The organism is Xylophilus sp. ASV27, assembly GCF_016428875.1.
Lineage (GTDB): Bacteria > Pseudomonadota > Gammaproteobacteria > Burkholderiales > Burkholderiaceae_C > Xylophilus.
Genome location: NZ_JAELTO010000067.1, coordinates 1 through 26,259 on the forward strand (window position 1 = coordinate 1; position 26,259 = coordinate 26,259).

Here is a 26,259-nt window from a genome sequence, read left to right on the forward strand (position 1 = left end):
GGTGCAGCGCCATGCGATCGGGATTGCCTTCGCCGTTTCAACCCACGCGCCCACGCAGGGCGCGACCAGGTCATCTGGCGCCACCAGGATAAGCCCGTGATCGTTTCAACCCACGCGCCCACGCAGGGCGCGACTCGGATATCCGCCCGAGCCAGAAAAAGCCAGTGCGTTTCAACCCACGCGCCCACGCAGGGCGCGACCCGGCACCGGCTGGCGTGTCGCCGGATCGACCAGGTTTCAACCCACGCGCCCACGCAGGGCGCGACAAAACGCAGCGTGCCGTCGACGGCCCACGCGCGCGTGTTTCAACCCACGCGCCCACGCAGGGCGCGACGAGGCCTGCCCGGCGGCGTCGGTGTCGACGTTGCCGTTTCAACCCACGCGCCCACGCAGGGCGCGACCGCCTGGCGGGGCCGTCCAAAGCCTTCGGCGCGCACGTTTCAACCCACGCGCCCACGCAGGGCGCGACGACCGGGGCTGCGGATAGCGATTTGTCGGAGCGGTCGTTTCAACCCACGCGCCCACGCAGGGCGCGACTGAAGTTGGCATCGCACTCCAGGCGGCTGGCCTTGTTTCAACCCACGCGCCCACGCAGGGCGCGACCAGCGCTCTTTGCCGTGGTGCGCTCGACATGGCCGTTTCAACCCACGCGCCCACGCAGGGCGCGACCAGCGCGGAATTGTCTGAGCCCATTACCGCAAGGTAGTTTCAACCCACGCGCCCACGCAGGGCGCGACGCTGATTTTCCACGGCCCGCAGGGCACGGGGAAGTTTCAACCCACGCGCCCACGCAGGGCGCGACACGCGTGGCGCTGGAGCGCCCAATGCCTTACCGCGTTTCAACCCACGCGCCCACGCAGGGCGCGACTGGGATGGCGCGAAGCGCATGACGATGAAGATCGGGTTTCAACCCACGCGCCCACGCAGGGCGCGACAGACCGGCGACCTGGTGCCGATCTACTACCTGGTCGAGTTTCAACCCACGCGCCCACGCAGGGCGCGACCGGTTGATGGGCGGTGTAGCGGTGCCGGGGCGCTGGTTTCAACCCACGCGCCCACGCAGGGCGCGACGGCAATGCTCACCTACCGCGCCTGCACGGTGTACGAAGTTTCAACCCACGCGCCCACGCAGGGCGCGACACGATGCAGTGCCGGGCCTTGGCCCAGGACTGCCGGTTTCAACCCACGCGCCCACGCAGGGCGCGACCAAAAAAGCCGCAGGCCGCCTGCTCGACGGCCGCGTTTCAACCCACGCGCCCACGCAGGGCGCGACGTGCCCACGATGTAGCAGCCGCCGGCGTCCGGGCGGTTTCAACCCACGCGCCCACGCAGGGCGCGACTACCACCAGCACCAGCAGGGAGGCGAGCAGGCGGTTTCAACCCACGCGCCCACGCAGGGCGCGACCGGCGCTCCCCAGCGACCCCAAGCCCATCTTCAACCAGTTTCAACCCACGCGCCCACGCAGGGCGCGACACCCCGGTACCAGGTGAGCCGCCCGCTCCTGATCCCGTTTCAACCCACGCGCCCACGCAGGGCGCGACGACCGGCGACCTGGTGCCGATCTACTACCTGGTGGAGTTTCAACCCACGCGCCCACGCAGGGCGCGACCGCAGACCCGGCGAGACTGGAGGCTTACCTGCGGAAGTTTCAACCCACGCGCCCACGCAGGGCGCGACCGAACTTGTGCGGCGGTGGAGCGACGCAGGCGGGGTTTCAACCCACGCGCACACGCAGGGCGCGACCTCATCCCGATCTGGATGTTCAGGTGCTTGGCCAAGTTTCAACCCACGCGCCCACGCAGGGCGCGACTTGTCCATCGAACTGGCACTGCGCCAGATGCGCCTGTTTCAACCCACGCGCCCACGCAGGGCGCGACATTGGCGCGGCGCGCGCCATGGGAGCCCGGATGTGTTTCAACCCACGCGCCCACGCAGGGCGCGACTCGGTCGGCGACGCCATGAGTTCATCGATCATAGTGTTTCAACCCACGCGCCCACGCAGGGCGCGACCAAGGTGGAGGACGCTTTCTGTGCTGTATTCGCGTGTTTCAACCCACGCGCCCACGCAGGGCGCGACCGTGGTGAACGGCCGGTGCCAGGTGCCGTCGAGCGTTTCAACCCACGCGCCCACGCAGGGCGCGACCGACCTGGTGGAAGGCACTGCGCGCAATCCGTTTAGTTTCAACCCACGCGCCCACGCAGGGCGCGACCCAACACATCCCAAGCACTGCCAACGTCGGCAAAGGTTTCAACCCACGCGCCCACGCAGGGCGCGACCTATGCCAGCATTTGCGCACGCCTCAGCAGCCGTAGTTTCAACCCACGCGCCCACGCAGGGCGCGACGCGAATGCTCGTAATCGTCTCTTGACCATCGCCCAGTTTCAACCCACGCGCCCACGCAGGGCGCGACGTGCCGACCATCGTCGGCTGCATCACCAGTGCTGCGTTTCAACCCACGCGCCCACGCAGGGCGCGACTGTGACGGCGACGCCATCGCATGCGCGATAGCCAAGGTTTCAACCCACGCGCCCACGCAGGGCGCGACCGTACAAATGGGCTGAGCAGTGGGTGCAGGACATGTTTCAACCCACGCGCCCACGCAGGGCGCGACCTCCGTGGATTGCAAGTCCTGACCATGCATCGAAAGTTTCAACCCACGCGCCCACGCAGGGCGCGACGGAGTGCATATAGATGGCCATGGGAGGCAGTGCCGTTTCAACCCACGCGCCCACGCAGGGCGCGACAAGACCCACGCCAATGGATGGCGCAGGCCGTACTAGTTTCAACCCACGCGCCCACGCAGGGCGCGACCTTAGGGTAGCGGTAGGGGATGGTCTCAAGCCGGCACGTTTCAACCCACGCGCCCACGCAGGGCGCGACGCAGCGCGTCGAGCGCGTTGCCTGCCTTGTCTGTGGGTTTCAACCCACGCGCCCACGCAGGGCGCGACGGGAGGTGATGATCGGCAAGACCAAGGCTGCCGAGTTTCAACCCACGCGCCCACGCAGGGCGCGACGGACTTGCAACGCGGCGAGTCGTACACGGCAGGCGTTTCAACCCACGCGCCCACGCAGGGCGCGACCCCGGACCGGGCAAAGGCCGAGCCACACTTCATGGGTGTTTCAACCCACGCGCCCACGCAGGGCGCGACGCAGAGCCTTTGCATTCATCGCCCGCGCCCTGGTCATGTTTCAACCCACGCGCCCACGCAGGGCGCGACGAGAACAGAAGCGACGGTCAACGCGCAGGGGCGCGGTTTCAACCCACGCGCCCACGCAGGGCGCGACGGGTTACTCGGCCGGACCATCCTTGGATACGTCAGTTTCAACCCACGCGCCCACGCAGGGCGCGACCGAGACCGCCAGCACCGCCACCAATGCCATCGTGCAGTTTCAACCCACGCGCCCACGCAGGGCGCGACGCGGTTGTTCTTCACCTCGCCGTCATAGGCCACGCCGTTTCAACCCACGCGCCCACGCAGGGCGCGACCGTTCAGCACCTCGACCTTCGAGGGCGCCTTCAGAAAGTTTCAACCCACGCGCCCACGCAGGGCGCGACCGGGCGGCCAAAACGTCCGGGGCGAGGTCGAGGGGTTTCAACCCACGCGCCCACGCAGGGCGCGACCCGTGGCCGAGCGCTTCCAGCAGGTGCTGGTGGAGTTTCAACCCACGCGCCCACGCAGGGCGCGACTGTATGACGCGCGACGAAGCACTCGACAAAATCAAGTTTCAACCCACGCGCCCACGCAGGGCGCGACGATCGCGGAGCGCGGGATCGCGCAGGCAGCGAAAGTTTCAACCCACGCGCCCACGCAGGGCGCGACACGAGCGCGGCCTGGATGCCGTCGATTGTCAGAATGTTTCAACCCACGCGCCCACGCAGGGCGCGACTTTTTCTCAACTCCCTTCAGCTGGCAGTGCGGATGTTTCAACCCACGCGCCCACGCAGGGCGCGACCAGCGAGCCCACCAGGCGGATCACCAGCGGCTGCGCGTTTCAACCCACGCGCCCACGCAGGGCGCGACCTGACGGGCATGCGGCCGGAGGAGCTGATAGAGCGTTTCAACCCACGCGCCCACGCAGGGCGCGACTCGGTGGTTATAAGTCAATCCCACACAAGCCCTTTTTCCCAGCTCTCTGCGAAGCCCCACCCATGGCTGCGACTTCCAATGCCTCAGATGCCTTGCTCTTGGAAAAAATCAATATGAATCAATAGCCTGGAAAGCCGCGAACCCCAAAGGAACCGCCCAGACACTTCAGGTTCGCAAGTGGTGAAACCTCGCATTGAGGTTTGCGGCATCCGTGGGGGCGGAGCAGCCCTCGCCTGGGTAAGGTTCCGGCGTGGATTGCGACTGGTGCTACAGGATCAGCGGCGCATTCAGATCAACGGCCGCCTTGGCGCCGACGTGCTCCACCTTGGCCTGCCAGTTCTTGCCCAGGTAGTAGAACCGCAAGCTGTCGCACAGCGGGTCGATCTCGCGGCATAGCCGGTTCTTGAGCAGGGTCCATTGGGCCGTATCGACCTCGATCTCGAAGACCGAGAACTGCACGCGCTGCCCGAAGTCCTGGCACGCCCGGGCAACGCGACGCAGGCGGCGCGCGCCGGTGGCGTCCTGCGTGCTGACGTCATAACTCACCAGGACCATCATGGCGCATCACTTCCACAAGAAGGGCGGGTAGGCATCCAGGTCGCCCCGCAGGTGCCGCGCCAGCAGTTGCGCCTGGATGAAGGGGAACAGGCCGATGGGCGCCTTCTCTTCCAGGAACACATGGCGCAGGTCTTCGCGCTTGCGCTCCTGGTAGGCGGTCAGCACCAGCTTGCGGGACTCCTCCCGCAGCAGGACCGCCCCATTGTCCATGGTCTGGAAGTCGCGCTCGGACACCTGGCGCAGGTTGACCAGCGACAGCGCCAGGCGATCCGCCATCAGCGGGCGGAACTCCTCCAGCAGGTCCAGCGCGAGGCTGGGGCGCCCCGGCCGGTCGCGGTGCAGAAATCCCACGGCCGGGTCCAGACCCACGCCCTCCAGTGCCGAGCGGCAGTCGTGCGTGACCAGGGTGTAGAGAAAGGACAGCAGCGCGTTGAAGGCGTCACGCGGCGGCCGGCGGCTGCGGCCGCCAAAGCGCAGCGCCGGGTCGCGCACACGGATGAGGTGGTCGAACACCCCGAAGTAGGCCTGCGCCGCCTCGCCCTCCAGCCCGCGCAGGGTCTCGACCGATGGCGTATCCGGCAGCTTGTCGGCGATGCGCCCCAGGCGCTTGTGCGCATGCGTCAGCGCGGCCTCGTCATCCGGTGCGAGCTTGTCGCTGTGGTCACGCAGCCCGCGCCCCAGCACGGCACGCTGGTTGTGGATCTTGCCCTGCAACATGTTGCGCACGATGGCGGCGCAGCCCGCCAGGTCGTCCGTGCGCCGGTACTGCTCCCGCCGCAGCAGGACGTTGCCCGACACCGGGCCTTCGACGCGCGCCAAGAACTTGCCATTGGGCGTGAGGAAGCAGGTCGTGATGCCCTGCTCCGCGCAATAGCCCAGCAGCGGCGGCGACACCAGTACCCGGCCAAAGCACACCAGGCTCTCGAGCATGTGCACCGGCAGGCGCGCCCGGGTTTCGCCCTCCACCTCCATAACGATGTTGGCGCCGTCCTTGTGCAGCCAGGCGCCTTCGGTGGTCACATACAAGGTGTTGAGCTGGCGTCGCACCGGGTCACTCCTGCAACTGCCGGGCCAGCCAGGTCGCCACCGAAACGGAGCGATTCAGCAATTTGGGCTGGCACAGATCGATCAATGAACATGCATCGCAGCGGCGTGGGGCGTAGTCTGCAACGGGCGTTCGGCCCGATGCCAGCATGACACGTGTGGCGGTGATGGTGTCCAGCGTCAACTGGCGCAGTTCGGCGTCAAAGGCCACGTCGGTGCGGCGGCGCGTCTCGCCGTAGAACAGGGCTCCGGCTTCTATGCAGGTGCCGAGCATGGCCTCCAGGCATAGCGCCTGCGCGCACAACTGCACCTCGTCGGCGCGATGGGCCTTGGGCCGGCCGCGCTTGTACTCCACCGGAAACGCACGCTCCGCGCCGTCGCGGGCATGGAACTCGACCACGTCCGCGATGCCGGAGACCCCCAGCTCCAGATGCACCAGCGGCATCCCGGTGACGGTGCGCACGCCGCGCCGCCGTTCGGCCTGTGGCTTGTCGACCCGCTCATGCAGCACCCGGCCTTCGGCGGTATGGCGGCTCTCCGCCCAGAGCTGCTCGATGTGGATCAGTGCGCATTGGCGCGGGCAGTAAAGGTAGTGCTGCAGGGCAGACAGCGGGACGAGATCATCCTGGTCCATGGCCTGCCCGGTGCGTCAGCGGTTGTGGTCAGAAGTGCTCGTGCACCGTCACGCCGGCCGGGATGGCCGCCTTGTCCACCGTCACACGGTAGTCCGCAAAGCTGCGGGCGGGTGCCTCGCCATCGGGCTGCGCCGGCTGCACCGACACCGCATCGAACAGCACATGCGCCGGTGCGTTGCCCATGGCGCTGTCGTGCTGGAACACGATCAGCTTGCGCGCGGCCATCTCGCCGCGTGCGGCCGAACGGTCATGCTCGAACATATTGCCCAGGGCTTGCCAGAACAGCGCCAGGTCTTCATCCGAAAAGCCGGTGCGCTCGGCCAGTTTGGCGGACACGAAACCGTGCGCACGGTACAGGCCATAGGGAATGATGTGCTTGCGGCCCATGGTGCGGTTGTCGCCGCTCTGGTCCTCGGCCTCCTTCTGCGTGGTCACGGCCATGCGGGTGATCGAAACCTCGAGCGGCACCACCGGATCGATGGAGGACGCGAACGCGATCTGGATCGGGCCGCGCACCTGCCCAGTGTTGACGCCGGTCGTCATCACGGCGCCGAAGGTGCGCACGTCAAAGAAGTTGCGGCACATCCAGGCCGTGAGTTCACGCGCCTTGGCTTCGTCCTTGGGCAGCTTCTTGTAACCGTCCTTGGCGTCGGGAGCGATATCCAGCGCCTTCCAGGCCTTCTCGTGCTGGTTGTTGAGCACGGCCTTTTCCTGCATGTAGATGGCGTAGCCCTCCGCATCCTCCTTCGCCAGGCTGACGAAGTTGCGGATCTTGCGTTTCAGGCAGACGTCGGTGACCAGGCCACGGTTGGTCTCCGGGTCCAGGCGCGGCAGGTTGCCGGCGTCGGGGTCGCCATTGGGATTGCCATTGGTGACGTCGAAGAGGTAAACGAACTCATAGCGATGGGCGATGGCGGTCATGCGGCGGTTCCTTGTTCATCAGAATCGGAGTCGGTGGTGTCGTCGGCCTCGGCGCCCTCGGCCTTGGCGGGGCGTGCCTGAGCCTGGTGGTAGTAGCCGATGGCAAAGCGGCCCTGGTCCTCCATGCGCAGACTGCGCGGAAAGCGCTCTCCCAGGCCGTCCACGATGTCGCGGATGTCCTTCTCCAGGCTGTTCGCCAGGCCGGGTTTGTCCTTGCGCAGCTTGCCGATATGGTTCTGCGTATTGCGCAGCAGCACCGGGAAGACCGACGCCGGCGTGGCTGATGCCGCGCCATAGTAGCGGTCGCGGATGGTCGCGTTGACCTGCCCGCCCAGCGCGCTGCGCTGCGCGCGCTCCAGGACGGCGAACAGCCGCCCCAGCCGGTAGCCCGGGTTGGTGGATTGAACATCTAGACTCACTGGTACCTCCTCGTCATAAGCCTTGACACCCAGGCGCCGGTCGCGCGCCAGGATTCCCTTGCAGAGTGCCACACGCACGCCCGACACATCGCCGTCGGCGCGCATGCGCATGACCACGTTGGTCAGCAGGCTGTGCGGATAGCGCGCGCCGCTCAGAATGGCGCGCATCAACTCGCCCGCCAGCTGCGGCGACACGTCTTCCGACTTGGAGCGGCCCTCGCGCGATGGCGCCGTGGCCAGCGCCAGCCGCCAGGCCGAGGGTGCCGTCTTCCACGGCAGCGGCTCGATGCGCAGATCTTCCGCATGCTCGGCCGCGCGCCGGGCGAACACCTCCAGCGTATCGCTCTGCCAGAAGCGGATCGACAGGCGCGAGGCGTTGGGCGACAGGCCCAGCACGAACATGCGCGTGCCGGGGTCCAGTTTGGGATCGAAGCTCTGCAGCGGCCGGGGCCGGCCCTGCGCCACGTCTTCGAGCACACGGCGCAGCTTGGCGGCTTCCTGCTCGTCGTCGCTCTTGGGACTCAGAAACTGCTCCAGCAGGAACTCCGCGGCCTCGGCCTGCTGCGCATCGTCGGTCTCGGCCCAGAACACCACGCTGGCATCCCCGATCTGCAGCCGCTGGCGGTTGTGCTCACCACGCCGCAGCAGGTGGTTGAGCACGGTGGTGTAGGCAAAGGCGGCCTGCTCCGACACCGGCGCGTTCTCGCCCTGGCTTTTTCCGTAGGAGCTGAGGGCCTCCAGATTGAAGGAGACGATGGAGGCGCCCGAACTCTGCGCACCATTCACCCCCTTGATCGCGGGATGCAGGCGGGCCAGCGGCAGCACCTCGCCCGTCACCAGGCAAAGCCCCGCCGCTGCGCCCGCCTCGCCGTCTTGCGTGCCCAGCAGCCGCGCGCGCACCGCCTGCGCCGCAGGCCGCTCATGCAGGAAGGCCCTCTCGCCGTCGAGGCGAAAGACGAAGTTCGCGTCGAGCATCTCTTCCCTGAAGTGCGCCTCCTTGAAGCGCTCGGGCGTCCAGGCGTCCAGGAACGCGAGGAACGCCTTCAGCCCGGGATCGGTCTGCCCCGCCAGGCATTCGCGGTGCAGCGCCTTGAAGGCTTCGTGCTCCTTGTCCGCGCGCTTGCTGGTGGCGCTGACGCCCAGCACATAGCTGGTCTTGTCCCAGAGGAAGTTGGACTTGATGCCCACCGTGCGCTTCTCGGGCTGCGGCACGTTCAGGATGCGCGGCACCGGCTTCTTGCCGGAGGTGTCATGGATGCTATTGACCTGCGCTACTGCTCCATCGGGCGCCAGCAAGATCTCGTAGCTGATCTTCTCGGGGCTGTAGCCGAAGGGGGAAAGACCGGGCTCATCACGCGCCAACAGGCGCTGGTAGTAATTGTTGAGCGCCTGCAGGATCATGCCTTGACCTCTTCGCTCTGCCACGGCGGCACCTCGATCACGCCACCCGCCATGCGCGCGCGGAAGAAGCGCGGCGTCATGCTGCGCGCGAAGTCGATGTCGTGCAGCATCCAGCCCAGGTCGCGCTCGGCGCGCAGGCTGGCGTCGGGCTCTGGCACCGCCTCGCCGTCTTCCAGCAGCTTGAAGTTCGCCGGAAACTCACGCACGCCCATGCACGGCATCTGGAAGCACTGGCCCTTGCGCGCGCGGCGGTTGAAGATGTCCAGGTGCTTGCCCACCGAATCGTCCGGGCCGGCCTTGGCCGTCAGCTCGAAGTGCGCCTCGATCACATAGGCCACGTCGCGCAGCACCGTGGCCGCGCGCTGCTGCCGGTCTTCGTCGACGAAATTGGCGAGGCCGTTCGTGGTGCCGGCCTTCACGGCCTTGGCCACGCTGGCGGGCGAGAGCTTGCCGCCCACCTCGTTACGGCGAATCGACTCGAAGCGGATCGGCTTGAGGACGTGGATGCGGTCCACCGCCCAGCGAATGGCAGGTTTCCAGTGGATCGCCTCCAGGATGCCGCGCGCGGCGGACGGGGTCAGGGCGTCGTAGGAGACGCGCTCCACCTTCATCTCTGGCCGCGTGAAACAGGCCCTGTCACCCCAGACCTGCAGCCGAACTCCAAAGGCCATTCGCTACTCCTTAAGTTTCGCAGTCGGTTCAAACCTGCCGCATAAGCATTGCGGCTCATTCTGTTACTGAACCAGACGATCAAGGTTGATGAAAGTCGGGTTTTCCCAATGCAATCCAAACCTGGAGTCGTACAGGTCTTCATGCTCGAGCACCACGAACTGCTCCCCCCACTTCTCCGGCGCAAGCGCCCGTATGGCGCCGGCCTTGCGTAGCGCGTCAAAGCCCTGCCGCGGCAACTGCACCAGATAGGGCTGGAGCTTGCGCGCGATGCCCACACTGCCTTCGGCATGCTCCAGGCTGGCCAGGGCCTGGCGCGCATCGTCGTCATACGCAACGATCACGGGCATCTGCACGCTGTCGATCATCCTGAACCTGGTGGCCAGCGTTTCCATCGGAAGGCTTTGGAGCTGGCTGCTGCGCGCCAGCCCCAACAGGTCGTGCGCATCCAGCTCCTGCTCGCCTTTCTGCCAGTAAAGCAGCTGGAAATAGCGCTCGATGGCCGCCGGCGACAGCGGGTCGTCCCGATGCTGGCGCAGCACTTCACGCGCGGCCTGGGCGAACTTTTCGAGCGCCGGCGGGGGCGCCCAGTCTTCGTTGGCGACCTCGAACACCAGCACCTCGCTGGCCTCGACGCCGCGCCGGCCTTCGCGGTTGCAGCGGCCGGCGGCCTGGGCGATGGAATCGAGGCCCGCCTCGGCGCGCAGCACGGTGGGGAAATCGACATCGACTCCAGCCTCGATCAAGCTCGTGCTGACGAGCCGGCAGGGCTCTCCATCCTTGAGCATCTGCCGCACCTCGGCCAGTACCGCGCTGCGGTGTTTGGCACACATGAGCGTGGTCAGGTGGCGTGCGCCGGGGAGGTCGGCCATGGCCTGGTACACGGCGCGCGCGTGGCGCCGGTTGTTGACGATGCACAGCACCTGCCCGCGCTCGCGCATGTGGGCGGCGAGCGCGTCGTCGTCCAGCACGCCCGCATGCCGGACGCGCACGCGCGCGAGCTTGCGGAACAGCGCGTCGCGTTCGGGGGCCAGTTCGCGCACGCCGTGCAGCCCGCCGACGAAGTCAGGCGCGTTGAGCGCGGGCTGGGTGGCCGTGCACAACACGATGCTGGTGCGGTAGTTGCGCGCCAGTTCGTCGATGGCGGCAACGCAGGGGCGCAGCAGCGTGAGCGGCAGGGTCTGGGCTTCGTCCAGGATGACGACGCTGCCGGCGATGTTGTGCAGCTTGCGGCATTGCGAGGGCCTGGCCGCGAACAGGCTTTCGAAAAACTGCACGGCGGTGGTGACGACGATGGGTGCGTCCCAGTTCTCCATGGCCAGGCGCAGCTTCTGCACCGACTGGTACTGGTCCGGGTCGCCCGCGGGCGGTGGCTGCTCGACGAAGGCGCTGTGGTGCTCCAGCACGGCGGCCTCGCCCAGCGCACCCAGTGCGCGGCGGAAGACGGCGGCGTTCTGCTCGACGATGCTGGTGAACGGGATCACGAAGATCACGCGCCGCAGGCCGTGGCGGATCGCATGGTCGAGCGCGAAGGCGAGCGAGGCCAGCGTCTTGCCGCCGCCGGTGGGCACGGTCAGCGAGAACAGTCCAGGCGCATGGGCGGCCTCCTGGCGCACGTGGCGCAGCACGTCGGCACGCAGCCGGTTGACGTCACTGTCGGCCTGGAAGCCGCCGAGGTGGGCGTCGAGCTGCGCGCGCAGTTGCTCCAGCGTGGGCACCGGCGCATGGCGATGCCGCCGGTGGCGCTCGTCGGGGTCGATATGGGCGTAGTAGGCCTCGGTGTCGAGGAAGTCGGCATCCACCAGGCAGGAGAACAGCATGCGCACCAGAAAGGCGAACTGGAACTGTGCGCGCTCCTTGGCCTGCCTGGCCTGCGCGGGGCCCTCGCCGTAGGGCCTGAAGCCTTTGGGCAAGGCCAGCCCGGCAGGCAGGTTGATCGCCTGCCGCCATGCCGGGTCGAGTGCTGGCAGGTCTGCCGCGAGCCGGTCCGCCAGCGGGGTCCGTTGGCCCTCGCCCTGCCCGTTGGCCAGGCCGGCGTGGTGGCCCGCGATCGCATAGGCCAGCAACTGCCCATGCGCGCCGAACTTCTGGCAGGCGATGCGAGCACCCCAGGTGGAATGGTCGACCCGCTGGGCACTGCCGCGCAGCCGCGCCTGGAACGGCTCGGTGTACTTGCCCAGGTCGTGCAGCTGGCCCAGCACGGTGGCGAGCGCCTCTGCGCCAAACACCCTGGCGAAGCTGCCGGCCCACTGGCCCACCGCAAGCAGATGCGCATCCAGCGGCTGCCAGTGGCTCGGGTCCAGGCCTGCCGCCGAATGCGCAAAGAACCGCATGGGCTCGGTCACGGCAGCCCCTTCGAAAGCGCCGAGGTCGTGTCGGTCCTCGTCATGGCAAACGTCGGCCAATGTCTCCTCCCAACCCGCAGTGGGTCTGCGGCGCATGTATTACAAATGGATTCGTTTACTGACGTTAGCACGCTTTTTGGATGCGGCCAGCACCGAACTCAATCCTCGCCCAGCGCCTCGCGGATCGCCTCGGCCGTGTTGACCGCATGCGCGGCCACCTGCTCGAGGCGGGTGCCGATCACCGGCAGCGGATAGGTGCCCGAGACGATGCCCCGGTACCAGACCTCCGCGGCCAGTACGTCCGGCGCCATGCCCTCGACGGCACCCACCAGGCAGTCGGCCACGGAACCCAGCCCGGCGTCGGCATACAGTTCTTCCGACTCGTAGCTGACACGGTATTCATAGAAGCCGGCGCGGCCCCCTTCGATTTCGATGCGTACGATCATGCAGGCACTCCCAGTGTCGTGAAGGGATGTGATTGTGGAATAGCCCGGACGCAGCCGGCGCACTGCCGAGGCGGGTGCGAAGCTCCGGCGCATGTCATCATGCCGGCTCGTCGCAACCCCTCTTGAGGAGATCGCCATGGCGCTGTTTCGCTGGACCCAACATCAGAAGCCGCAGGGCTGGCGCATCGCGGTGCTGTCCACCGCCGCTGCGGCCTTCATGGCCCAGGCACCGGCCGCTTGCGCCGCCTCGGCGGCGCCGGTGGCGGCCGAGAACGGCATGGTCGTGAGCGCGCAGCACCTGGCCACGCGGGTGGGCGTCGACGTGCTCAGGCGCGGCGGCAATGCGGTCGATGCCGCGGTGGCGGTGGGCTATGCGCTGGCGGTGGTCTACCCGGCGGCCGGCAACCTGGGCGGGGGCGGTTTCATGACGCTGCAACTGGCCGACGGCCGCAAGACCTTCCTCGACTTCCGCGAGAAGGCGCCGCTGGCCGCCACTGCCGACATGTACCTGGGCGCCGACGGCAACGTGGTCAAGGGCCTGTCCACGCGCGGCCACCTGGCCGTGGGCGTGCCGGGCACGGTCTCGGGCATGGAGTACGCGCGCAAGAAGTACGGCACGCTGCCGCGCGCCACGCTGCTGGCGCCGGCCATCCGCTATGCCGAGCGCGGCTTCGTGCTCGAGCAGGGCGACATCGACATGTTCAACACCGCCAACGAGGACTTGCGCAAGGATCCGGCCTCCGCCGCGATCTTCCTGAAAAAGGGCCAGCCCTTCGCGGTGGGAGACCGCATCGTGCAGAAGGACCTGGCCAGGACCTTGCAGGCCATCAGCCAGAAGGGCGCCGACGGCTTCTACAAGGGCCGCGTGGGCCGCGCCATCGTCGCCTCCAGCCGCGCGGGCCAGGGCATCCTCACGCAGACCGATCTGGACGAGTACAGCACGCGCGAGATGGCGCCGGTGGAGTGCGACTACCGCGGCTACCGCGTGGTGTCGGCGCCGCCGCCGAGTTCGGGCGGCGTGGTGATCTGCGAGATGCTCAACATCCTGGAAGGCTACCCGCTGAAGGAACTGGGCTGGGGCGCGGCACAGGCGGTGCACTACCAGATCGAGGCCATGCGCCACGCCTACGTGGACCGCAACAGCTACCTGGGCGACCCGGACTTCGTGAACAACCCGCTGGAGCGCCTGCTCGACAAGGCCTATGCGGAGAAGATCCGCGCCGTGATCGACCCGGCCAAGGCCGGTGTCTCGCAGGACATCAAGCCCGGCGTGGCGCCGCACGAGGGCAGCAACACCACGCACTACTCGATTGCCGACAAGTGGGGCAATGCGGTCTCGGTCACCTATACGCTCAACGACTGGTTCGGCGCGCGCGTGACGGCCGGCGGCACCGGCGTGCTGCTCAACGACGAGATGGACGACTTCACCGCGAAGATCGGCGTGCCCAACATCTACGGACTGGTGCAGGGCGAGGCCAACGCGATCGCCCCCGGCAAGCGCCCGCTGTCATCCATGAGCCCGACCATCGTCAGCAAGGACGGCAAGCCGGTGATGGTGCTGGGCACCCCGGGCGGCAGCCGCATCATCACCGCCGTGCTGCTGACCATGCTCAACGCCATCGACTACGGCATGAACGTGCAGGAGGCGGTGGACGCGCCGCGCTTCCATCAGCAGTGGCTGCCCGATCTGACCAATGTCGAGCCCTACGCGCTGTCGCCCGACACGCGCAAGCTGCTGGAGCAGATGGGCCACAAGCTGGGCGCCCCGCAACCGGCCAACCACCTGGCCGCGATCATCATCGGCGCGCCGGCGCTGGGCGGCACGCCGGTGGGCAACATGCGCTTCTATGGCGCCAACGATCCGCGGCGCAATACCGGTCTGGCCCTGGGCTACTGATAGCTATTAAATATATAGCATGTAGCCCAGGAAGTACCTGGGCTACAGGCCATTTTCTTCAAGAAAATGGCGCTACAGCCGGTGGCTGCGGTCGCCGCGGGCAAAACCCAGGGGCTCCCAGGCCGGGCCCGCGCCCAGGGCGATCACCTTGAACAGCTCGCCCATCTCGTGCTCCAGCACCAGCTTGGCGGCGGCGGCGCGTTCGGCCGGGCCGGCCTGCTCGAGCAAGGGCCCCAAGCCGCAGTTGTAGAGGAAGTGCGCCTGGGTGGTGTAGCCGAGCACCTGCAGCCCGGCCTCCTGCGCGGCCAGGGCGATGCCGGTGAAGTCGACGTGGGCGGTGACGTCCTTCTCGCCCACGTCGGCCAGCGGGTTGCTGTCGGCGGCGTGGCCGCGGTGGCACATCACCGTGCCCATGTGGCGCTGCGGGTGGTAGTACTCGGATTCGCCGAAGCCGTAGTCCAGCAGAAGGACGGCGCCGCGCGCCAGCCGGTCGGCCAGGGTGCGCACGAAGGCCTGGGCCTGGGGGTGGATCTCGGTCAGGTAGTCGTGCGGGCCTTCGATCTCCACGGGCGGGCGCAGCGCGGTCGGCCGGTCGGCCCAGGCGAAGGCGCCGCCGTGCAGCGCCACGCCGCGCTCGTGCCATACGCCGCCGGCCTGGCCGCCGTGGCGCGCCAGCAGTTGCACCGGCATGGCGTCCAGCACCTCGTTGCCGAGCACCACGCCCTCGATGCGCGCCGGCAGCGCGGCCACCCATTGCACGCGGTCGCCCCAGGGCGCCAGCCGCTCTTGCTGGCGCGCGCGCAGGCTGCCGGAGAGGTCGACGATGACGTAGCGCCGCACCCGCTCGCCCAGCGCCTCCAGCAACTGCTGCGCGAGCGCGCCCGAGCCGGCGCCGAATTCCCAGACCTCGTGCGTGCCGGTGGCCTCCAGCGCCTGGGCCACCTGCGCCGCCAGCGCGCGGCCGAACAGCGGCGACAGCTCGGGCGCGGTGACGAAGTCGCTGCCCGACTGCGGCATGGCGCCGAACTTGGGGCTGCTGCGCGCGTAGTAGCCCAGGCCGGGCTCATACAGCGCCATGGCCATGAAGCGGTCGAAGCCGATCCAGCCGCCGGCCTGCGTGATGGCCTCGGCGATGCGGGCCTGCAAGGCCATGGGCGGGGCGCTCGATAAACTCTCGGGTCTCGTCGTCATTACCGGATTGTCCCCCGCCGTGCCCCCGCCCACCGCCCCCTCCCCGCCGCGCACCGTCCTCGTCACCGGGGGCGCCAGGCGCCTGGGCCGCAAGATCGCGCTGGCGCTGGCCGCGGGTGGCTGGCAGGTGGCGCTGCACTACCGGCACTCCGAGGCGGACGCTATTAAAACAATAGCTGAATGCCAGCAATACACCAGGGCTTGCGCCATTTTTCGCGCAGATCTGGAGGACGAGGCCGCGGTGCGCGCCCTGGTGCCGCAGGTGGTGGCGCAGTGCGGCCGGCTCGACGCGGTGGTCAACAACGCCTCGCTGTTCGAGCATGACGACGCGCAGAGCTTCGGCTTTGCCGCGCTCGAGCGCCATCTGCGCAGCAACACCGCCGCGCCCATCCTGCTGGCCCAGGCGCTGCACGCCCACCTGCAGGCGCGCGGCGCCGCGCCGGGCCTGGGCGCGGTGGTCAACCTGCTGGACCAGAAGCTGTGGAACCCCAACCCCGACTTCCTGAGCTACACCCTGTCCAAGGCCGCGCTGGAGACCGCCGGCACCCTGCTGGCCCAGGCGCTGGCGCCGCTGGTGCGCGTGGTGGGCGTGGCGCCCGGCCTCACGCTCACCAGCCACATGCTGTCGGAGGAGAAGTTCGCCGAGTTGCACCGCCAGTCGCCGCTGGGCCGCTCGTCCTCGCCCGAGGACGTGGCCGCCAGCGTCCGCTTCGCGCTGGAGAACCGCTCGATCACCGGCACCACGCTGCTGGTGGACGGCGGCCAGCACCTGATGAAGTTCGAGCGCGACTTCTCCCTGATGTAGCCCTTTTCCCGACCACCCCCATGTCCACCACCAAAGGCACCCAGATCCTCACCCTCCACGGCCTGCGCTTCGACGCCAATCTGGGCATCCTGGACTTCGAGAAGACCGCGCCGCAGCCGATCCAGGTGGACGCCGAGCTCAACCTCGGCACCCAGGACCTGCTGCCGCGCGACGACGACATCCTGCACGTGCTGGACTACCGCAAGGTGCGCAAGATCATCATCGACGAGTGCAACGCCGAGCACGTGAACCTGCTGGAGAGCCTGATCGGCAAGGTCGCGCACCGGCTGATGCAGCTGCCCGGCGTGCTCGGCGTGCGGGTGAAGATCGCCAAGCTGGAGATCTTCGACGACTGCGAGGTGGCGATCCGGATGGAAACCGGACAGTGGTAGGGGGAAATCACAGAGACGTACGATATATTGAACTTGTACGTCACCCATCTGTGATGGCTGCCATGAACACCAAACTCACCCTACGCCTGGATCAAGAGCTGATCGAGAATGCCAAGGCCTACGCGGCCGAGCATGGCCGCTCGCTCTCGCAATTGGTCGCGGATTACTTCGCGGCATTGGCCGCGCGCCAATCGCCTGCCGATGCCCAAGACGCTGGCGCCACCCCGATCACCGATGGCCTGGTCGGCCTGCTGAAAACCGCAAAGCGCGCGCCCGAAGCGCCGGCGGACGGCTACCACCAGCACATCCGCGCAAAGCACCTGCACGGCTCGGTCCGATGAGCATTCTGGTCGACACCAGCATCGTGCTGGATGTGCTGCTGCAGCGCGCCGCCTTCATCGACTCCGCAAAACTGGTGTTCAAACGGGTCGAGCTGGGTGCGGTGCGCGCCCTGCTGTGCGCCACAACGGTGACCACGCTCGACTACTACCTCGGCCACGAATTTGACCGCGATACCAGCCGCAGCGCGCTGCGGCAATTGCTCAGGCTTTTCGACGTTGCTGCCGTCGGCCGCACCGTGGTCGATACCGCCCTGGCCAGCGGCATGGCCGACTTCGAAGACGCCGTGCTGGCCCATGCCGCGCAGGCCAGTGGCGCCACGGCCATCGTCACCCGCAACCTGCGCGACTTTGCCGCGAGCCCGGTGCGCGCCTATACCCCCGAGCAATGGCTCGCACTGAGCCCGGCGTGATGCCTGCTGCAACCCGAAAGATCTGCCATGAGCGCCGTCTGGACTGAACACGAAAACGAAGCTGCCGACATGACGGCGGCATCCGCCAACCTCAAGGTCGAGCGCGAAACCCACAAGCTCGAAAAGCGGCTATGCCGGGAGATGGGCCGCGCCATCGTCGACTTCAACATGGTCGAGGAAGGCGACAAGGTCATGGTCTGCATGTCCGGCGGCAAGGACAGCTACGCCATGCTGGACATCCTGCTCAAGCTGAGGGCTCGCGCGCCGATACACTTCGACATCGTGGCGGTCAACCTCGACCAGAAGCAGCCCGGCTTCCCCGAGCACGTGCTACCCGAGTACCTTGCCGCGCTGGGCGTGCCCTTCCACATCGAGAACCAGGACACCTACAGCATCGTCAAGCGCGTGATCCCCGAGGGCAAGACCACCTGCGGCCTGTGCAGCCGGCTGCGCCGCGGCATCCTGTACCGCGTGGCCGACGAACTGGGCGCCACCAAGGTCGCGCTCGGCCACCACCGCGACGACATCCTGCAGACCTTCCTGCTCAACATGTTCTTCGGCGCCAAGTTGAAGAGCATGCCGCCCAAGCTGGTGAGCGACGACGGCCGGCACGTGGTCATCCGCCCGCTCGCCTACGTGGCCGAGAAGGACCTGGTGCGCTGGGCTCGGCACCGCCAGTTCCCCATCATCCCCTGCACCCTGTGCGGCAGCCAGGAGAACCTGCAGCGCAAGCAGGTGGGCGAGATGCTGCGCGAGTGGGAGAAGAAATTCCCCGGCCGCATCGAAAACATGTTCAGCGCGCTGCAGAATGTGGTGCCCTCGCACCTGGCCGACCGGACCCTGTACGATTTCGCCGGATTGAAGGCCGACGGCATCGCCCGCGAGGATGGCGACAAGGCCTTCGACCCGGAGCGCTTCGCGGCCCCCGGCATCCCCGCGCTGCAAGTCGTGGCGCACTGAAGTTGAGGTTTTCGTTCACACAACGATGTCCAAAGGAGAGACAAAGATGATCAGCCTTCCCACTCTTGCCCGCCGCCCGCTGTTGTCCGCCGGCGCCGCCCTGCTGCTGGCCGCCAGCGCCCTGCCCGCGCTGGCGCAGACCAAGTCCGTTGCGGTCACGGCCATCGTCGAGCACCCGGCGCTCGACGCGATCCGCGATGGGGTGAAGGAGGAACTGCAGGCCGCCGGCTACGAACCCGGCAAGAACCTCAAGTGGGAGTACCAGAGCGCGCAGGGCAACACGGGCACGGCCGCGCAGATCGCGCGCAAGTTCATCGGCGACAAGCCCGACGTCATCGTCGCCATCGCCACGCCCTCGGCCCAGGCCGTGGTGGCCGCGACCAAGACCATTCCGGTGGTGTACTCGGCGGTCACCGATCCGGTCGCGGCGCAACTGGTCAAGGACTGGAAGCCCTCGGGCACCAACGTCACCGGCGTGTCGGACCTGCTGGCGCTGGACAAGCAGCTCGACCTGATCAAGCGCCTGGTGCCCAACGCCCAGCGCGTGGGCATGGTCTACAACCCCGGCGAGGCGAACTCGGCCGTGGTCGTCAAGCAGATGAAGGAACTGCTGGGCAAGTCGGGCATGACGCTGGTCGAGGCCTCCGCGCCGCGCTCGGTGGACGTGGGCGCCGCGGCGCGCACGCTGGTGGGCAAGGTGGACGTGATCTACACCAACACCGACAACAACGTGGTCTCGGCCTACGAGGCGCTGGTCAAGGTCGGCAACGACTCCAGGATCCCGCTGGTGGCCGCGGACACCGACAGCGTCAAGCGCGGCGCGGTGGCCGCGCTGGGGGTGGACTACCGCGACCTGGGCCGCCAGACCGGCCGCCAGGTGGTGCGCATCCTCAAGGGCGAGGCGCCCGGCAGCATCGCCAGCGAAACCAGCAGCAAGCTCGAGTTGGTGCTCAACGCCGCGGCGGCCGCCAAACAGGGCGTGACCCTGTCGCCGGAGCTGCGCCAGTCGGCCAAGACGGTGCTCGAATAACGTGTCGCTCTACTCCCTCTGGGGGGCGATCGAGATCGGGCTGATCTTCGGCCTGGTGGCGCTCGGCGTCTTCATCACCTTCCGTGTCCTCAACTTCCCGGACCTGACGGTCGACGGCAGCTTTCCGCTGGGTGCGGCGGTCGCCGCCACACTGATCGGCTCGGGCATCGACCCGTTCGCGGCCACGGCCGCCGCGATCGCCGCCGGCGCCGCGGCAGGCTTCATCACCGGCTGGCTGCACGTGCGGCTGAAGATCATGGACCTGCTGGCGGGCATCCTGGTGATGATCGCGCTCTACTCGATCAACCTGCGCATCATGGGCAAGCCCAATGTGCCGCTGATCACCGAGCCCACCATCTTCTCCGTGCTGCCGGGCTGGCTGCCCGACTACATCGAGCGGCCGCTGGCCATGCTCGCACTGATCGCCGTGACCAAGCTGCTGCTGGACTGGTTCTTCTCGTCCGAGATCGGGCTGGCGCTGCGCGCCACCGGCGCCAACGCGCGCATGGCGCGCGCCCAGGGCGTGGCCACCGGCACCGCCACACTGGTCGGCATGGCCTTGTCCAATGCGCTGGTGGCGCTGGCCGGCGCGGTCTTTGCGCAGAGCCAGGGCGGCGCCGACATCTCCATGGGCATAGGCACCATCGTCATCGGGCTGGCCGCGGTCATCGTGGGCGAAAGCGTGCTGCCAGCGCGCCGCCTGGTACTGACCACGCTGGCCGTGGTGCTGGGCGCGGTGCTCTACCGCCTGTTCGTGGCGCTGGCGCTCAACAGCGAATTCATCGGCCTGAAGGCACAGGACCTGAACCTGGTCACCGCCGTGCTGGTGGGCCTGGCGCTGGTACTGCCGCGCCTGAAGCGCCGGCGCGCGCCGCGCGCGGGGAAGGAGGCCTGACCGCCATGCTCGACGTACACGACCTCCACATCACCTTCAACCCCGGCACGCCCATCGAGAACCGGGCGCTGCGCGGGCTGTCGCTGCAGATTCCCACCGGGCAGTTCGTCTCGGTCATCGGCTCCAATGGCGCCGGCAAGTCGACGCTGCTCAACGCGATCTCGGGCGACCTCGCGGTGGACACGGGCCGCATCGCCATCGACAACGCGGACGTCACCCGGCTGGCGGCATGGCAGCGCGCCGACAAGGTGGCCCGCGTCTTCCAGGACCCGATGGCCGGCACCTGCGAGGCGCTGACCATCGAGGAGAACATGGCGCTGGCCCTGGCACGCGGCCGCCGCCGCGGCTTTCGCTTTGCCATCCAGCGCGAGATGCGCGCGCTGTTCCGCGAGAAGCTCGCCATCCTCGGCCTGGGCCTGGAGAACCGGCTGGCCGACCGCATCGGCCTGCTCTCCGGCGGCCAGCGCCAGGCCGTCAGCCTGCTCATGGCCTCGCTCCAGCCTTCCCGCATCCTGCTGCTGGACGAGCACACCGCCGCGCTCGACCCGAAGACCGCGGCCTTCGTGCTGGAGCTGACCGCGCGCATCGTCGCCGCGGGGCAACTCACCGCCATGATGGTCACCCACAGCATGCGCCAGGCGCTGGACTACGGCACCCGCACCGTGATGCTGCACCAGGGCCGCGTCGTGCTGGACGTGTCCGGCGAGGAACGCGCCCACTTGGACGTCCCCGACCTGCTGCGCATGTTCGAGCAGACCCGCGGCGAACAGTTGTCCGACGACGCGCTGCTGCTGGGATGAAGACACAGGATTTACGCAGGAAACGTACAAACGTCGTGCGACCGGCGTAAAACGCCGTACACCCGGCACGCCACGCAGGAACTGCGGTAGCCAGCGGGGTCTAACCCACTCAGGGGGCCCAGTCCCTTCCAAGACTACCGGAGTCCGCATATGCAACCGAAGAAAGTCCTCCTCCTAGCCGGCGCCCTGGGCGCGGCCCTGCTGCTGTCCGGCTGCGCCACCAACCGCGTGGTCGAAAGCGACGTCCAGGCCTTCTCCACGCTGTCGGCGGCGCCCGCCAATGCTACCTACCGCTTCGAGCGGCTGCCCTCGCAGCAGGTCCAGGCGCAGATGCAGGACCGGCTGGAGCAGGCCGCCACGGCAGCCCTGGAGCGCGTCGGCCTGCGGCGCGACGACGCCGCGGCCAGATACAGCGTACAGGTCAGTTTCAACGGCCAGCGCCAGGTCAGCTACGACCCGTGGGGACCGGGCTGGGGACCGGGCTGGGGCCCCTACTGGGGCGGCGGCTACTGGCGGCGCGGCTGGGGATACTACGGCGGCTGGGGCGGCCCGGGCTTCCCCGACCGCGTGATCTACCAGCACCAGGTCAACCTCGTGCTGCGCGACCTCTCCAGCGGCCAGGTGGTCTACGAAACGCACGCCACCAGCGAAGACCTGCAGCCGGCCAACGATGCCGTCCTGACCGTGATGCTCGATGCCGCGCTGCACGGCTTTCCGGCGGCGCCGCAGGGCGTGCGCCAGGTCCGCGTCACGCTGCCGCCGCCGCCGTGATCTGGACAGCAGACCGTCACGCCCGCGGGACCCGCCGTGGCCCGGGCGATGAGGCCACCACCTGAGGCCATGGACGCCACCCGCATCATTGCCATCCGGCACGGCGAAACCGCCTGGAACGTCGACAACCGCATCCAGGGGCAGCTCGACATCCCGCTCAACGCCACCGGCGTCTGGCAGGCGCAGCAGCTTGCGCGCGCCCTCGCCGAAGAGCCCATCGCCGCCATCTATGCCAGCGACCTGCAGCGAGCCTTCGAGACCGCCCGCGCCGTGGCTGACGTGCACGCCCTGCCGCTGCGCCCGGCTCCCGGCCTGCGCGAGCGCGCTTTCGGCAGCTTCGAGGGACTGACCTTCGCCGACATCGACGCCCGGCTGCCGGAGCAGGCCCGCCTCTGGCGCATCCGCGAACCCGCCTTCCGCCCCGGCGAGAGGGGCGAGTCCCTGCTCCAATTCCGCGAGCGCGTGACCCGGGCCGTGCACGCCCTGGCCGAGCGCCACGTCGGCGAGCAGATCGTGATGGTCGGCCACGGCGGCGTGATGGACGTGCTCTACCGCGCCGCCACCGGCCAGGAACTGCAGGCCCCGCGCACCTGGAGACTCGGCAATGCCGCCATCAACCGGCTGCTGTGGACCCCCGAAGGGCTGTCGCTGGTCGGCTGGGCCGACGACGCCCACCTGGCGCGCGGCGAGCTGGACGACTCGACGGCTTGAGCACATGGCGGCGGCGATGGCAGACTGGCAAGCGCCATGCAAGACATCACCGCCTCCGACCTCAAGACCATCCTGCATTCCAAGCGAGCCAACCTCTACTATCTCGAGCACTGCCGCGTACTGGTCAACGGCGGCCGTGTCGAGTACGTGACGGACGAGGGCAAGCGCTCGCGCTACTGGAACATTCCCATCGCCAACACCACCACGGTATTGCTGGGGACGGGAACATCCGTCACCCAGGCCGCCATGCGCGAGCTGGCCAAGGCCGGAGTGCTGGTCGGTTTTTGCGGCGGCGGCGGTACCCCGCTCTTCACCGCCAATGAGGTCGACGTGGAAGTGGCATGGTTCTCACCGCAAAGTGAATACCGCCCCACGGAATACCTTCAGCACTGGGTACGCTTCTGGTTCGACGACGCGCTGCGGCTGGCAGCCGCGAAGGCCTTCCAGCAGGCGCGGCTGCAACGCATCGGGCAGCAATGGACTGGCAGCCGAGCACTGCGCGACGCCGGCTTTGCGATCGATGCCCAATCGCTGCAAACGGCGCTGGATGCCTCCGCCCACAACGTGGCCGCGGCGCCGGACAACACCGCCCTGCTGACGGAGGAGGCACGCCTGACCAAGCACTTGTTCAAGCTCGCAGCCCAAGCCACCAAGTACGGCGACTTCACCCGCGCCAAACGCGGCACCGGCACAGATCCCGCCAACGGCTTCCTGGACCATGGCAACTACCTGGCCTACGGGCTGGGCGCCACCGCCACCTGGGTACTGGGCTTGCCCCACGGCCTGGCCGTGTTGCACGGCAAGACGCGACGCGGCGGCCTGGTGTTCGACGTGGCAGACCTCGTCAAGGATGCGCATGTTCTGCCGCAGGCCTTCCTCTGGGCCGTGCGCGGGGAAGAGGAACAGGACTTCCGCCGCGCCTGCATCGAGAGCCTGACGCGCGGCGAAGCGCTGGACTTCATGATCGAGACGATCCAGGCCGTGGCGCTACAAGTGGGCCGCCAGGCACAGGCTGCCGCCACAACCGAGCCGCCCGCACCATGAACATCCTGCTGATCTCCCAGTGCGACAAACGGGCATTGACCGAAACGCGCCGCATCCTCGACCAGTTCGCCGAGCGGCGCGGCGACCGCACCTGGCAAACACCCATCACCAAGGACGGTCTGGACACGCTGCGCCGGCTGCTGCGCAAGACCGCACGCAAGAACACCGCCGTGGCCTGCCATTGGATCCGAGGGCTGGATCACAGTGAGCTGCTGTGGGTGGTGGGGGATGCGGGGCGTTTCAATGCGCAGGGTGCGGTGCCTACCAACACCACCGCGCGCAACGTGCTGCGGCGAGACAGCGAGAACGATTGGCACAGCCTGGACCTGATCTACCTGGTGACGGCGCTCGCTGCACTGCTGCATGACTTGGGCAAAGCCTGCCAAGCATTCCAGAGCATGCTGGTAGCAACCGGCCTCCGCAGCAAGAACCTATACCGCCACGAATGGGTTTCGCTGCGTCTTTTTCAGGCCTTCGTGGGAAAGGACAGCGATGCCCAGTGGCTGCAGCGGCTGATAGCCCCCACACGGGGAGACGACCAACGCTGGCTAACCGAAGATCATCTGCTGCGCGACGGACTGGACAGTCTGGCGGCAAACAACAAGCCCCTGGCAGTCATGCCGCCGTTGGCGCGCCTCGTCGGCTGGCTGGTGCTGACGCACCACCGCCTGCCGGTCATCCCCGTGCCTGATCGAACAAATGGCGGCTACAAGCGGCAGGGCACACGGGTGCCCGACTTTCAGTCCGAATTGCTCCACAACCTGCCAGCACGCATTGACGCTCACTGGAATGAGCCTTGCGATACTAGTGACCGAGCAGCCATCGAACCCTACTGGGACTTCCCCCATGGCTTGCCGGTAACCACAACACCATGGCGCAAACGCGCAGCGAGCCTGGCCAAGAGGCTGCTGCCTTTCGCGGACCAGCCGGCAGCAGGCGATTGGCAGAACGATCCATACATCGCCCACATTGCCAGACTGGGCCTGATGCTGGCCGACCACCACTACTCCAGCCTGCAGGACGACACAGCGCCTGAACGCAAGCCCTTGCTCAACCCGTCGTACCCGCTGTGGGCCAATACCCGCCGTGGTACCAACCAGCAATCGATCCTCTGCCAGACGCTGGATGAGCATCTGCTCGGTGTGGAGCGGCAGGCGGGCCTGGCCATCCATGCGTTGCCGAACATCGAGCGTCATCTACCCCGGCTGCGCCACAAGGGCCTCATGAAGCGCAGCGACAGCGAACTCTTTCGCTGGCAAGACAAGGCGGCCGACCTGGCGGCATCGCTGCGCGAACGTGCGGACAGACGGGGAGCCTTCCTGGTCAACATGGCGTCCACCGGCTGCGGCAAGACGCGGGCCAACGCGCGCATCATGCACGCGCTGTCCAACCCTCAGCAAGGCATGCGTTGCGCCTTCGCCATGGGCCTGCGCACCCTGACCCTGCAGACAGGACGCGCCTTCCGGGACATGCTGAATTTGTCGGGTGAAGAGCTGGCCATCAAGGTGGGCGGCGCCGCCAGCCGCGCCTTGTTCAATCTCTACGCGGAACAGGCCGAACAGCAAGGCTCCGCATCGCGCCAGGACCTGCTGCCCAAGGATGGCCGCGTGCTCTTCGAAGGCAATGACCAGCACCCTTTGCTGCAACGGCTCAGTGCCGACCGGCAGGTACGCTCGCTGCTGGCTGCGCCTATGTTGGTATGCACCGTGGACCACCTGGTCCCAGCTACCGAGAGCCTGCGTGGCGGGCACCAGATAGCGCCGATGCTGCGACTCATGAGCAGCGATCTGGTGCTTGATGAGATCGACGACTTCGACATCGACGACCTGCCCGCCTTGACCCGACTCGTGCATTGGGCCGGCCTGCTAGGTAGCCGCGTGCTGCTGTCGTCGGCCACCTTGCCACCGGCACTGGTCGAGGGCCTGTTCCTGGCCTACCTGGAGGGCCGGCGGGCCTTTCAGCGCCACCGAGGTGAGCGGGCCAGGCTAGAACCCGCCATCGTCTGCGCATGGTTCGATGAGTTCGGCACCGCCGCGCACGACTGCGCAGACGCCACGGCCTACCGGGTCGCGCATTTGCAATTTGCACAGGCGCGCCACACACGACTGGGGCAGGAAGCCGTGCGTCGGCGAGCCCAGCTCATCGATGCGCCGTTTTCCGGCCTGGAGCGCGGCGAGCGCCGCGGCCAGTTCGCGCACCAAGTGCGTGGAGCGGCATGGCACCTGCACCAACAACACCGCAGCGTCGACCCGCACAGCGGCAAGCGCGTGAGCTTTGGTTTGGTACGCATGGCCAACATCGATCCGCTCTTTGACGTGGCGCTGGCCTTGTATGCCCAAGACGCTCTCAAGAACACGCGCATCCATCTGTGCGTATACCACTCGCAATTTCCACTGCTGATGCGCTCGGCCATCGAGTACCGGCTCGACACAGCGCTCGACCGCCGCAAGGAATTTGCCGTATTCGATCTGCCCGACATTCGAC

22 protein-coding genes and 1 CRISPR repeat array are annotated in these 26,259 nt (G+C 67.8%); of the genes, 13 read left to right on the forward strand and 9 right to left on the reverse strand.

Features of this window, described 5'->3' with window-relative positions:
• Nucleotides 1-34 precede the first annotated feature (34 nt).
• Nucleotides 35-4,090: a CRISPR direct-repeat array (repeat unit 32 nt; unit sequence GTTTCAACCCACGCGCCCACGCAGGGCGCGAC).
• A 267-nt stretch (nt 4,091-4,357) separates the two neighbouring features.
• The 8 genes from cas2 to JHD63_RS14500 form a co-directional block, all read right to left on the reverse strand.
• The gene (cas2, locus tag JHD63_RS14465; RefSeq protein WP_198971527.1) at nt 4,358-4,648 is read right to left on the reverse strand and encodes a CRISPR-associated endonuclease Cas2; all 291 of its coding nucleotides are present in this window, start codon (nt 4,646-4,648) and stop codon (nt 4,358-4,360) included.
• Between the two features lie 6 nt (nt 4,649-4,654).
• A complete protein-coding gene (cas1c, locus tag JHD63_RS14470) occupies nt 4,655-5,695 on the reverse strand; it encodes a type I-C CRISPR-associated endonuclease Cas1c (RefSeq protein ID WP_198971528.1) in 1,041 nt (346 codons plus the stop codon).
• Between the two features lie 4 nt (nt 5,696-5,699).
• Nucleotides 5,700-6,326, reverse strand: a complete 627-nt coding sequence (cas4, locus tag JHD63_RS14475; RefSeq protein ID WP_198971529.1) for a CRISPR-associated protein Cas4 — start codon at nt 6,324-6,326, stop codon at nt 5,700-5,702.
• A gap of 28 nt (nt 6,327-6,354) precedes the next feature.
• On the reverse strand, nt 6,355-7,248 hold the full coding sequence (gene cas7c, locus JHD63_RS14480; protein ID WP_198971530.1) for a type I-C CRISPR-associated protein Cas7/Csd2: 894 nt from the start codon (nt 7,246-7,248) through the stop codon (nt 6,355-6,357).
• Nucleotides 7,245-9,068, reverse strand: a complete 1,824-nt coding sequence (cas8c, locus tag JHD63_RS14485; protein ID WP_198971531.1) for a type I-C CRISPR-associated protein Cas8c/Csd1 — start codon at nt 9,066-9,068, stop codon at nt 7,245-7,247. The genes cas7c and cas8c overlap by 4 nt, the downstream gene beginning before the upstream one ends.
• Complete coding sequence (gene cas5c / locus JHD63_RS14490; protein WP_198971532.1) at nt 9,065-9,739, reverse strand: type I-C CRISPR-associated protein Cas5c; 675 nt, start codon at nt 9,737-9,739, stop codon at nt 9,065-9,067. Before cas5c ends, cas8c begins: the two co-directional genes overlap by 4 nt.
• Nucleotides 9,740-9,802: 63 nt before the next feature.
• On the reverse strand, nt 9,803-12,070 hold the full coding sequence (locus JHD63_RS14495) for a CRISPR-associated endonuclease Cas3'' (RefSeq protein ID WP_198971547.1): 2,268 nt from the start codon (nt 12,068-12,070) through the stop codon (nt 9,803-9,805).
• A 170-nt stretch (nt 12,071-12,240) separates the two neighbouring features.
• Nucleotides 12,241-12,528 carry a hypothetical protein gene (locus tag JHD63_RS14500; protein ID WP_198971533.1) on the reverse strand — a complete coding sequence of 96 codons (288 nt, stop codon included), beginning with the start codon at nt 12,526-12,528 and terminating at the stop codon, nt 12,241-12,243.
• A gap of 217 nt (nt 12,529-12,745) precedes the next feature.
• Here JHD63_RS14500 and ggt point away from each other — a divergent pair, with 217 nt between their 5' ends.
• Nucleotides 12,746-14,425 carry a gamma-glutamyltransferase gene (gene ggt / locus JHD63_RS14505; RefSeq protein WP_198971548.1) on the forward strand — a complete coding sequence of 560 codons (1,680 nt, stop codon included), beginning with the start codon at nt 12,746-12,748 and terminating at the stop codon, nt 14,423-14,425.
• Nucleotides 14,426-14,497: 72 nt separating this feature from the next.
• Here ggt and JHD63_RS14510 read toward each other — a convergent pair whose 3' ends face one another.
• The gene (locus JHD63_RS14510; protein ID WP_198971534.1) at nt 14,498-15,616 is read right to left on the reverse strand and encodes a class I SAM-dependent methyltransferase; all 1,119 of its coding nucleotides are present in this window, start codon (nt 15,614-15,616) and stop codon (nt 14,498-14,500) included.
• Nucleotides 15,617-15,635: 19 nt separating this feature from the next.
• Between JHD63_RS14510 and JHD63_RS14515 the strand changes: the two genes are divergently transcribed.
• The 12 genes from JHD63_RS14515 to cas3f all read left to right on the forward strand — a co-directional run.
• Nucleotides 15,636-16,421, forward strand: a complete 786-nt coding sequence (locus tag JHD63_RS14515) for an SDR family oxidoreductase (protein WP_370590519.1) — start codon at nt 15,636-15,638, stop codon at nt 16,419-16,421.
• Between the two features lie 20 nt (nt 16,422-16,441).
• A complete protein-coding gene (locus JHD63_RS14520; RefSeq protein ID WP_198971536.1) occupies nt 16,442-16,813 on the forward strand; it encodes a dihydroneopterin aldolase in 372 nt (123 codons plus the stop codon).
• A 62-nt stretch (nt 16,814-16,875) separates the two neighbouring features.
• Nucleotides 16,876-17,154 carry a DUF6364 family protein gene (locus JHD63_RS14525; RefSeq protein WP_198971537.1) on the forward strand — a complete coding sequence of 93 codons (279 nt, stop codon included), beginning with the start codon at nt 16,876-16,878 and terminating at the stop codon, nt 17,152-17,154.
• Nucleotides 17,151-17,564: a PIN domain-containing protein gene (locus tag JHD63_RS14530; RefSeq protein WP_198971538.1), complete on the forward strand. Its 414-nt coding sequence runs from the start codon at nt 17,151-17,153 to the stop codon at nt 17,562-17,564. Before JHD63_RS14525 ends, JHD63_RS14530 begins: the two co-directional genes overlap by 4 nt.
• 27 nt (nt 17,565-17,591) lie before the next feature.
• Nucleotides 17,592-18,524, forward strand: coding sequence for a tRNA 2-thiocytidine(32) synthetase TtcA (ttcA, locus tag JHD63_RS14535; RefSeq protein WP_198971539.1), 933 nt, complete (start codon nt 17,592-17,594; stop codon nt 18,522-18,524).
• Nucleotides 18,525-18,570: 46 nt separating this feature from the next.
• A complete protein-coding gene (locus JHD63_RS14540; RefSeq protein ID WP_198971540.1) occupies nt 18,571-19,554 on the forward strand; it encodes an ABC transporter substrate-binding protein in 984 nt (327 codons plus the stop codon).
• 1 nt (nt 19,555) lies between these two features.
• Complete coding sequence (locus JHD63_RS14545) at nt 19,556-20,449, forward strand: ABC transporter permease (protein WP_198971541.1); 894 nt, start codon at nt 19,556-19,558, stop codon at nt 20,447-20,449.
• Nucleotides 20,450-20,454: 5 nt separating this feature from the next.
• Entirely contained in the window at nt 20,455-21,249 is a 795-nt protein-coding gene (locus JHD63_RS14550; protein ID WP_198971542.1) for an ABC transporter ATP-binding protein, read from the forward strand.
• Nucleotides 21,250-21,399: 150 nt separating this feature from the next.
• Nucleotides 21,400-22,020: a DUF4136 domain-containing protein gene (locus tag JHD63_RS14555; RefSeq protein ID WP_198971543.1), complete on the forward strand. Its 621-nt coding sequence runs from the start codon at nt 21,400-21,402 to the stop codon at nt 22,018-22,020.
• A gap of 69 nt (nt 22,021-22,089) precedes the next feature.
• Nucleotides 22,090-22,731 carry a histidine phosphatase family protein gene (locus tag JHD63_RS14560; RefSeq protein WP_198971544.1) on the forward strand — a complete coding sequence of 214 codons (642 nt, stop codon included), beginning with the start codon at nt 22,090-22,092 and terminating at the stop codon, nt 22,729-22,731.
• A gap of 36 nt (nt 22,732-22,767) precedes the next feature.
• Nucleotides 22,768-23,775 (forward strand): type I-F CRISPR-associated endonuclease Cas1f, encoded by a 1,008-nt coding sequence (gene cas1f / locus JHD63_RS14565; protein ID WP_198971545.1) that lies wholly within the window; start codon nt 22,768-22,770, stop codon nt 23,773-23,775.
• The coding region (gene cas3f, locus JHD63_RS14570) for a type I-F CRISPR-associated helicase Cas3f (protein WP_198971546.1) at nt 23,772-26,259 on the forward strand (2,488 nt) is incomplete at its 3' end. The genes cas1f and cas3f, both read left to right, overlap by 4 nt.

Coding starts and splice junctions, on each gene's coding strand:
- cas2 (WP_198971527.1), bottom strand. CDS start 4,648: ATGATGGTCCTGGTGAGTTATGACGTCAGCACGCAGGACGCCACCGGC.
- cas4 (WP_198971529.1), bottom strand. CDS start 6,326: ATGGACCAGGATGATCTCGTCCCGCTGTCTGCCCTGCAGCACTACCTT.
- cas7c (WP_198971530.1), bottom strand. CDS start 7,248: ATGACCGCCATCGCCCATCGCTATGAGTTCGTTTACCTCTTCGACGTC.
- cas8c (WP_198971531.1), bottom strand. CDS start 9,068: ATGATCCTGCAGGCGCTCAACAATTACTACCAGCGCCTGTTGGCGCGT.
- cas5c (WP_198971532.1), bottom strand. CDS start 9,739: ATGGCCTTTGGAGTTCGGCTGCAGGTCTGGGGTGACAGGGCCTGTTTC.
- JHD63_RS14495 (WP_198971547.1), bottom strand. CDS start 12,070: ATGCGGTTCTTTGCGCATTCGGCGGCAGGCCTGGACCCGAGCCACTGG.
- JHD63_RS14500 (WP_198971533.1), bottom strand. CDS start 12,528: ATGATCGTACGCATCGAAATCGAAGGGGGCCGCGCCGGCTTCTATGAA.
- ggt (WP_198971548.1), top strand. CDS start 12,746: ATGGCCCAGGCACCGGCCGCTTGCGCCGCCTCGGCGGCGCCGGTGGCG.
- JHD63_RS14510 (WP_198971534.1), bottom strand. CDS start 15,616: ATGACGACGAGACCCGAGAGTTTATCGAGCGCCCCGCCCATGGCCTTG.
- JHD63_RS14520 (WP_198971536.1), top strand. CDS start 16,442: ATGTCCACCACCAAAGGCACCCAGATCCTCACCCTCCACGGCCTGCGC.
- JHD63_RS14525 (WP_198971537.1), top strand. CDS start 16,876: ATGAACACCAAACTCACCCTACGCCTGGATCAAGAGCTGATCGAGAAT.
- JHD63_RS14530 (WP_198971538.1), top strand. CDS start 17,151: ATGAGCATTCTGGTCGACACCAGCATCGTGCTGGATGTGCTGCTGCAG.
- ttcA (WP_198971539.1), top strand. CDS start 17,592: ATGAGCGCCGTCTGGACTGAACACGAAAACGAAGCTGCCGACATGACG.
- JHD63_RS14540 (WP_198971540.1), top strand. CDS start 18,571: ATGATCAGCCTTCCCACTCTTGCCCGCCGCCCGCTGTTGTCCGCCGGC.
- JHD63_RS14550 (WP_198971542.1), top strand. CDS start 20,455: ATGCTCGACGTACACGACCTCCACATCACCTTCAACCCCGGCACGCCC.
- JHD63_RS14555 (WP_198971543.1), top strand. CDS start 21,400: ATGCAACCGAAGAAAGTCCTCCTCCTAGCCGGCGCCCTGGGCGCGGCC.
- JHD63_RS14560 (WP_198971544.1), top strand. CDS start 22,090: ATGGACGCCACCCGCATCATTGCCATCCGGCACGGCGAAACCGCCTGG.
- cas1f (WP_198971545.1), top strand. CDS start 22,768: ATGCAAGACATCACCGCCTCCGACCTCAAGACCATCCTGCATTCCAAG.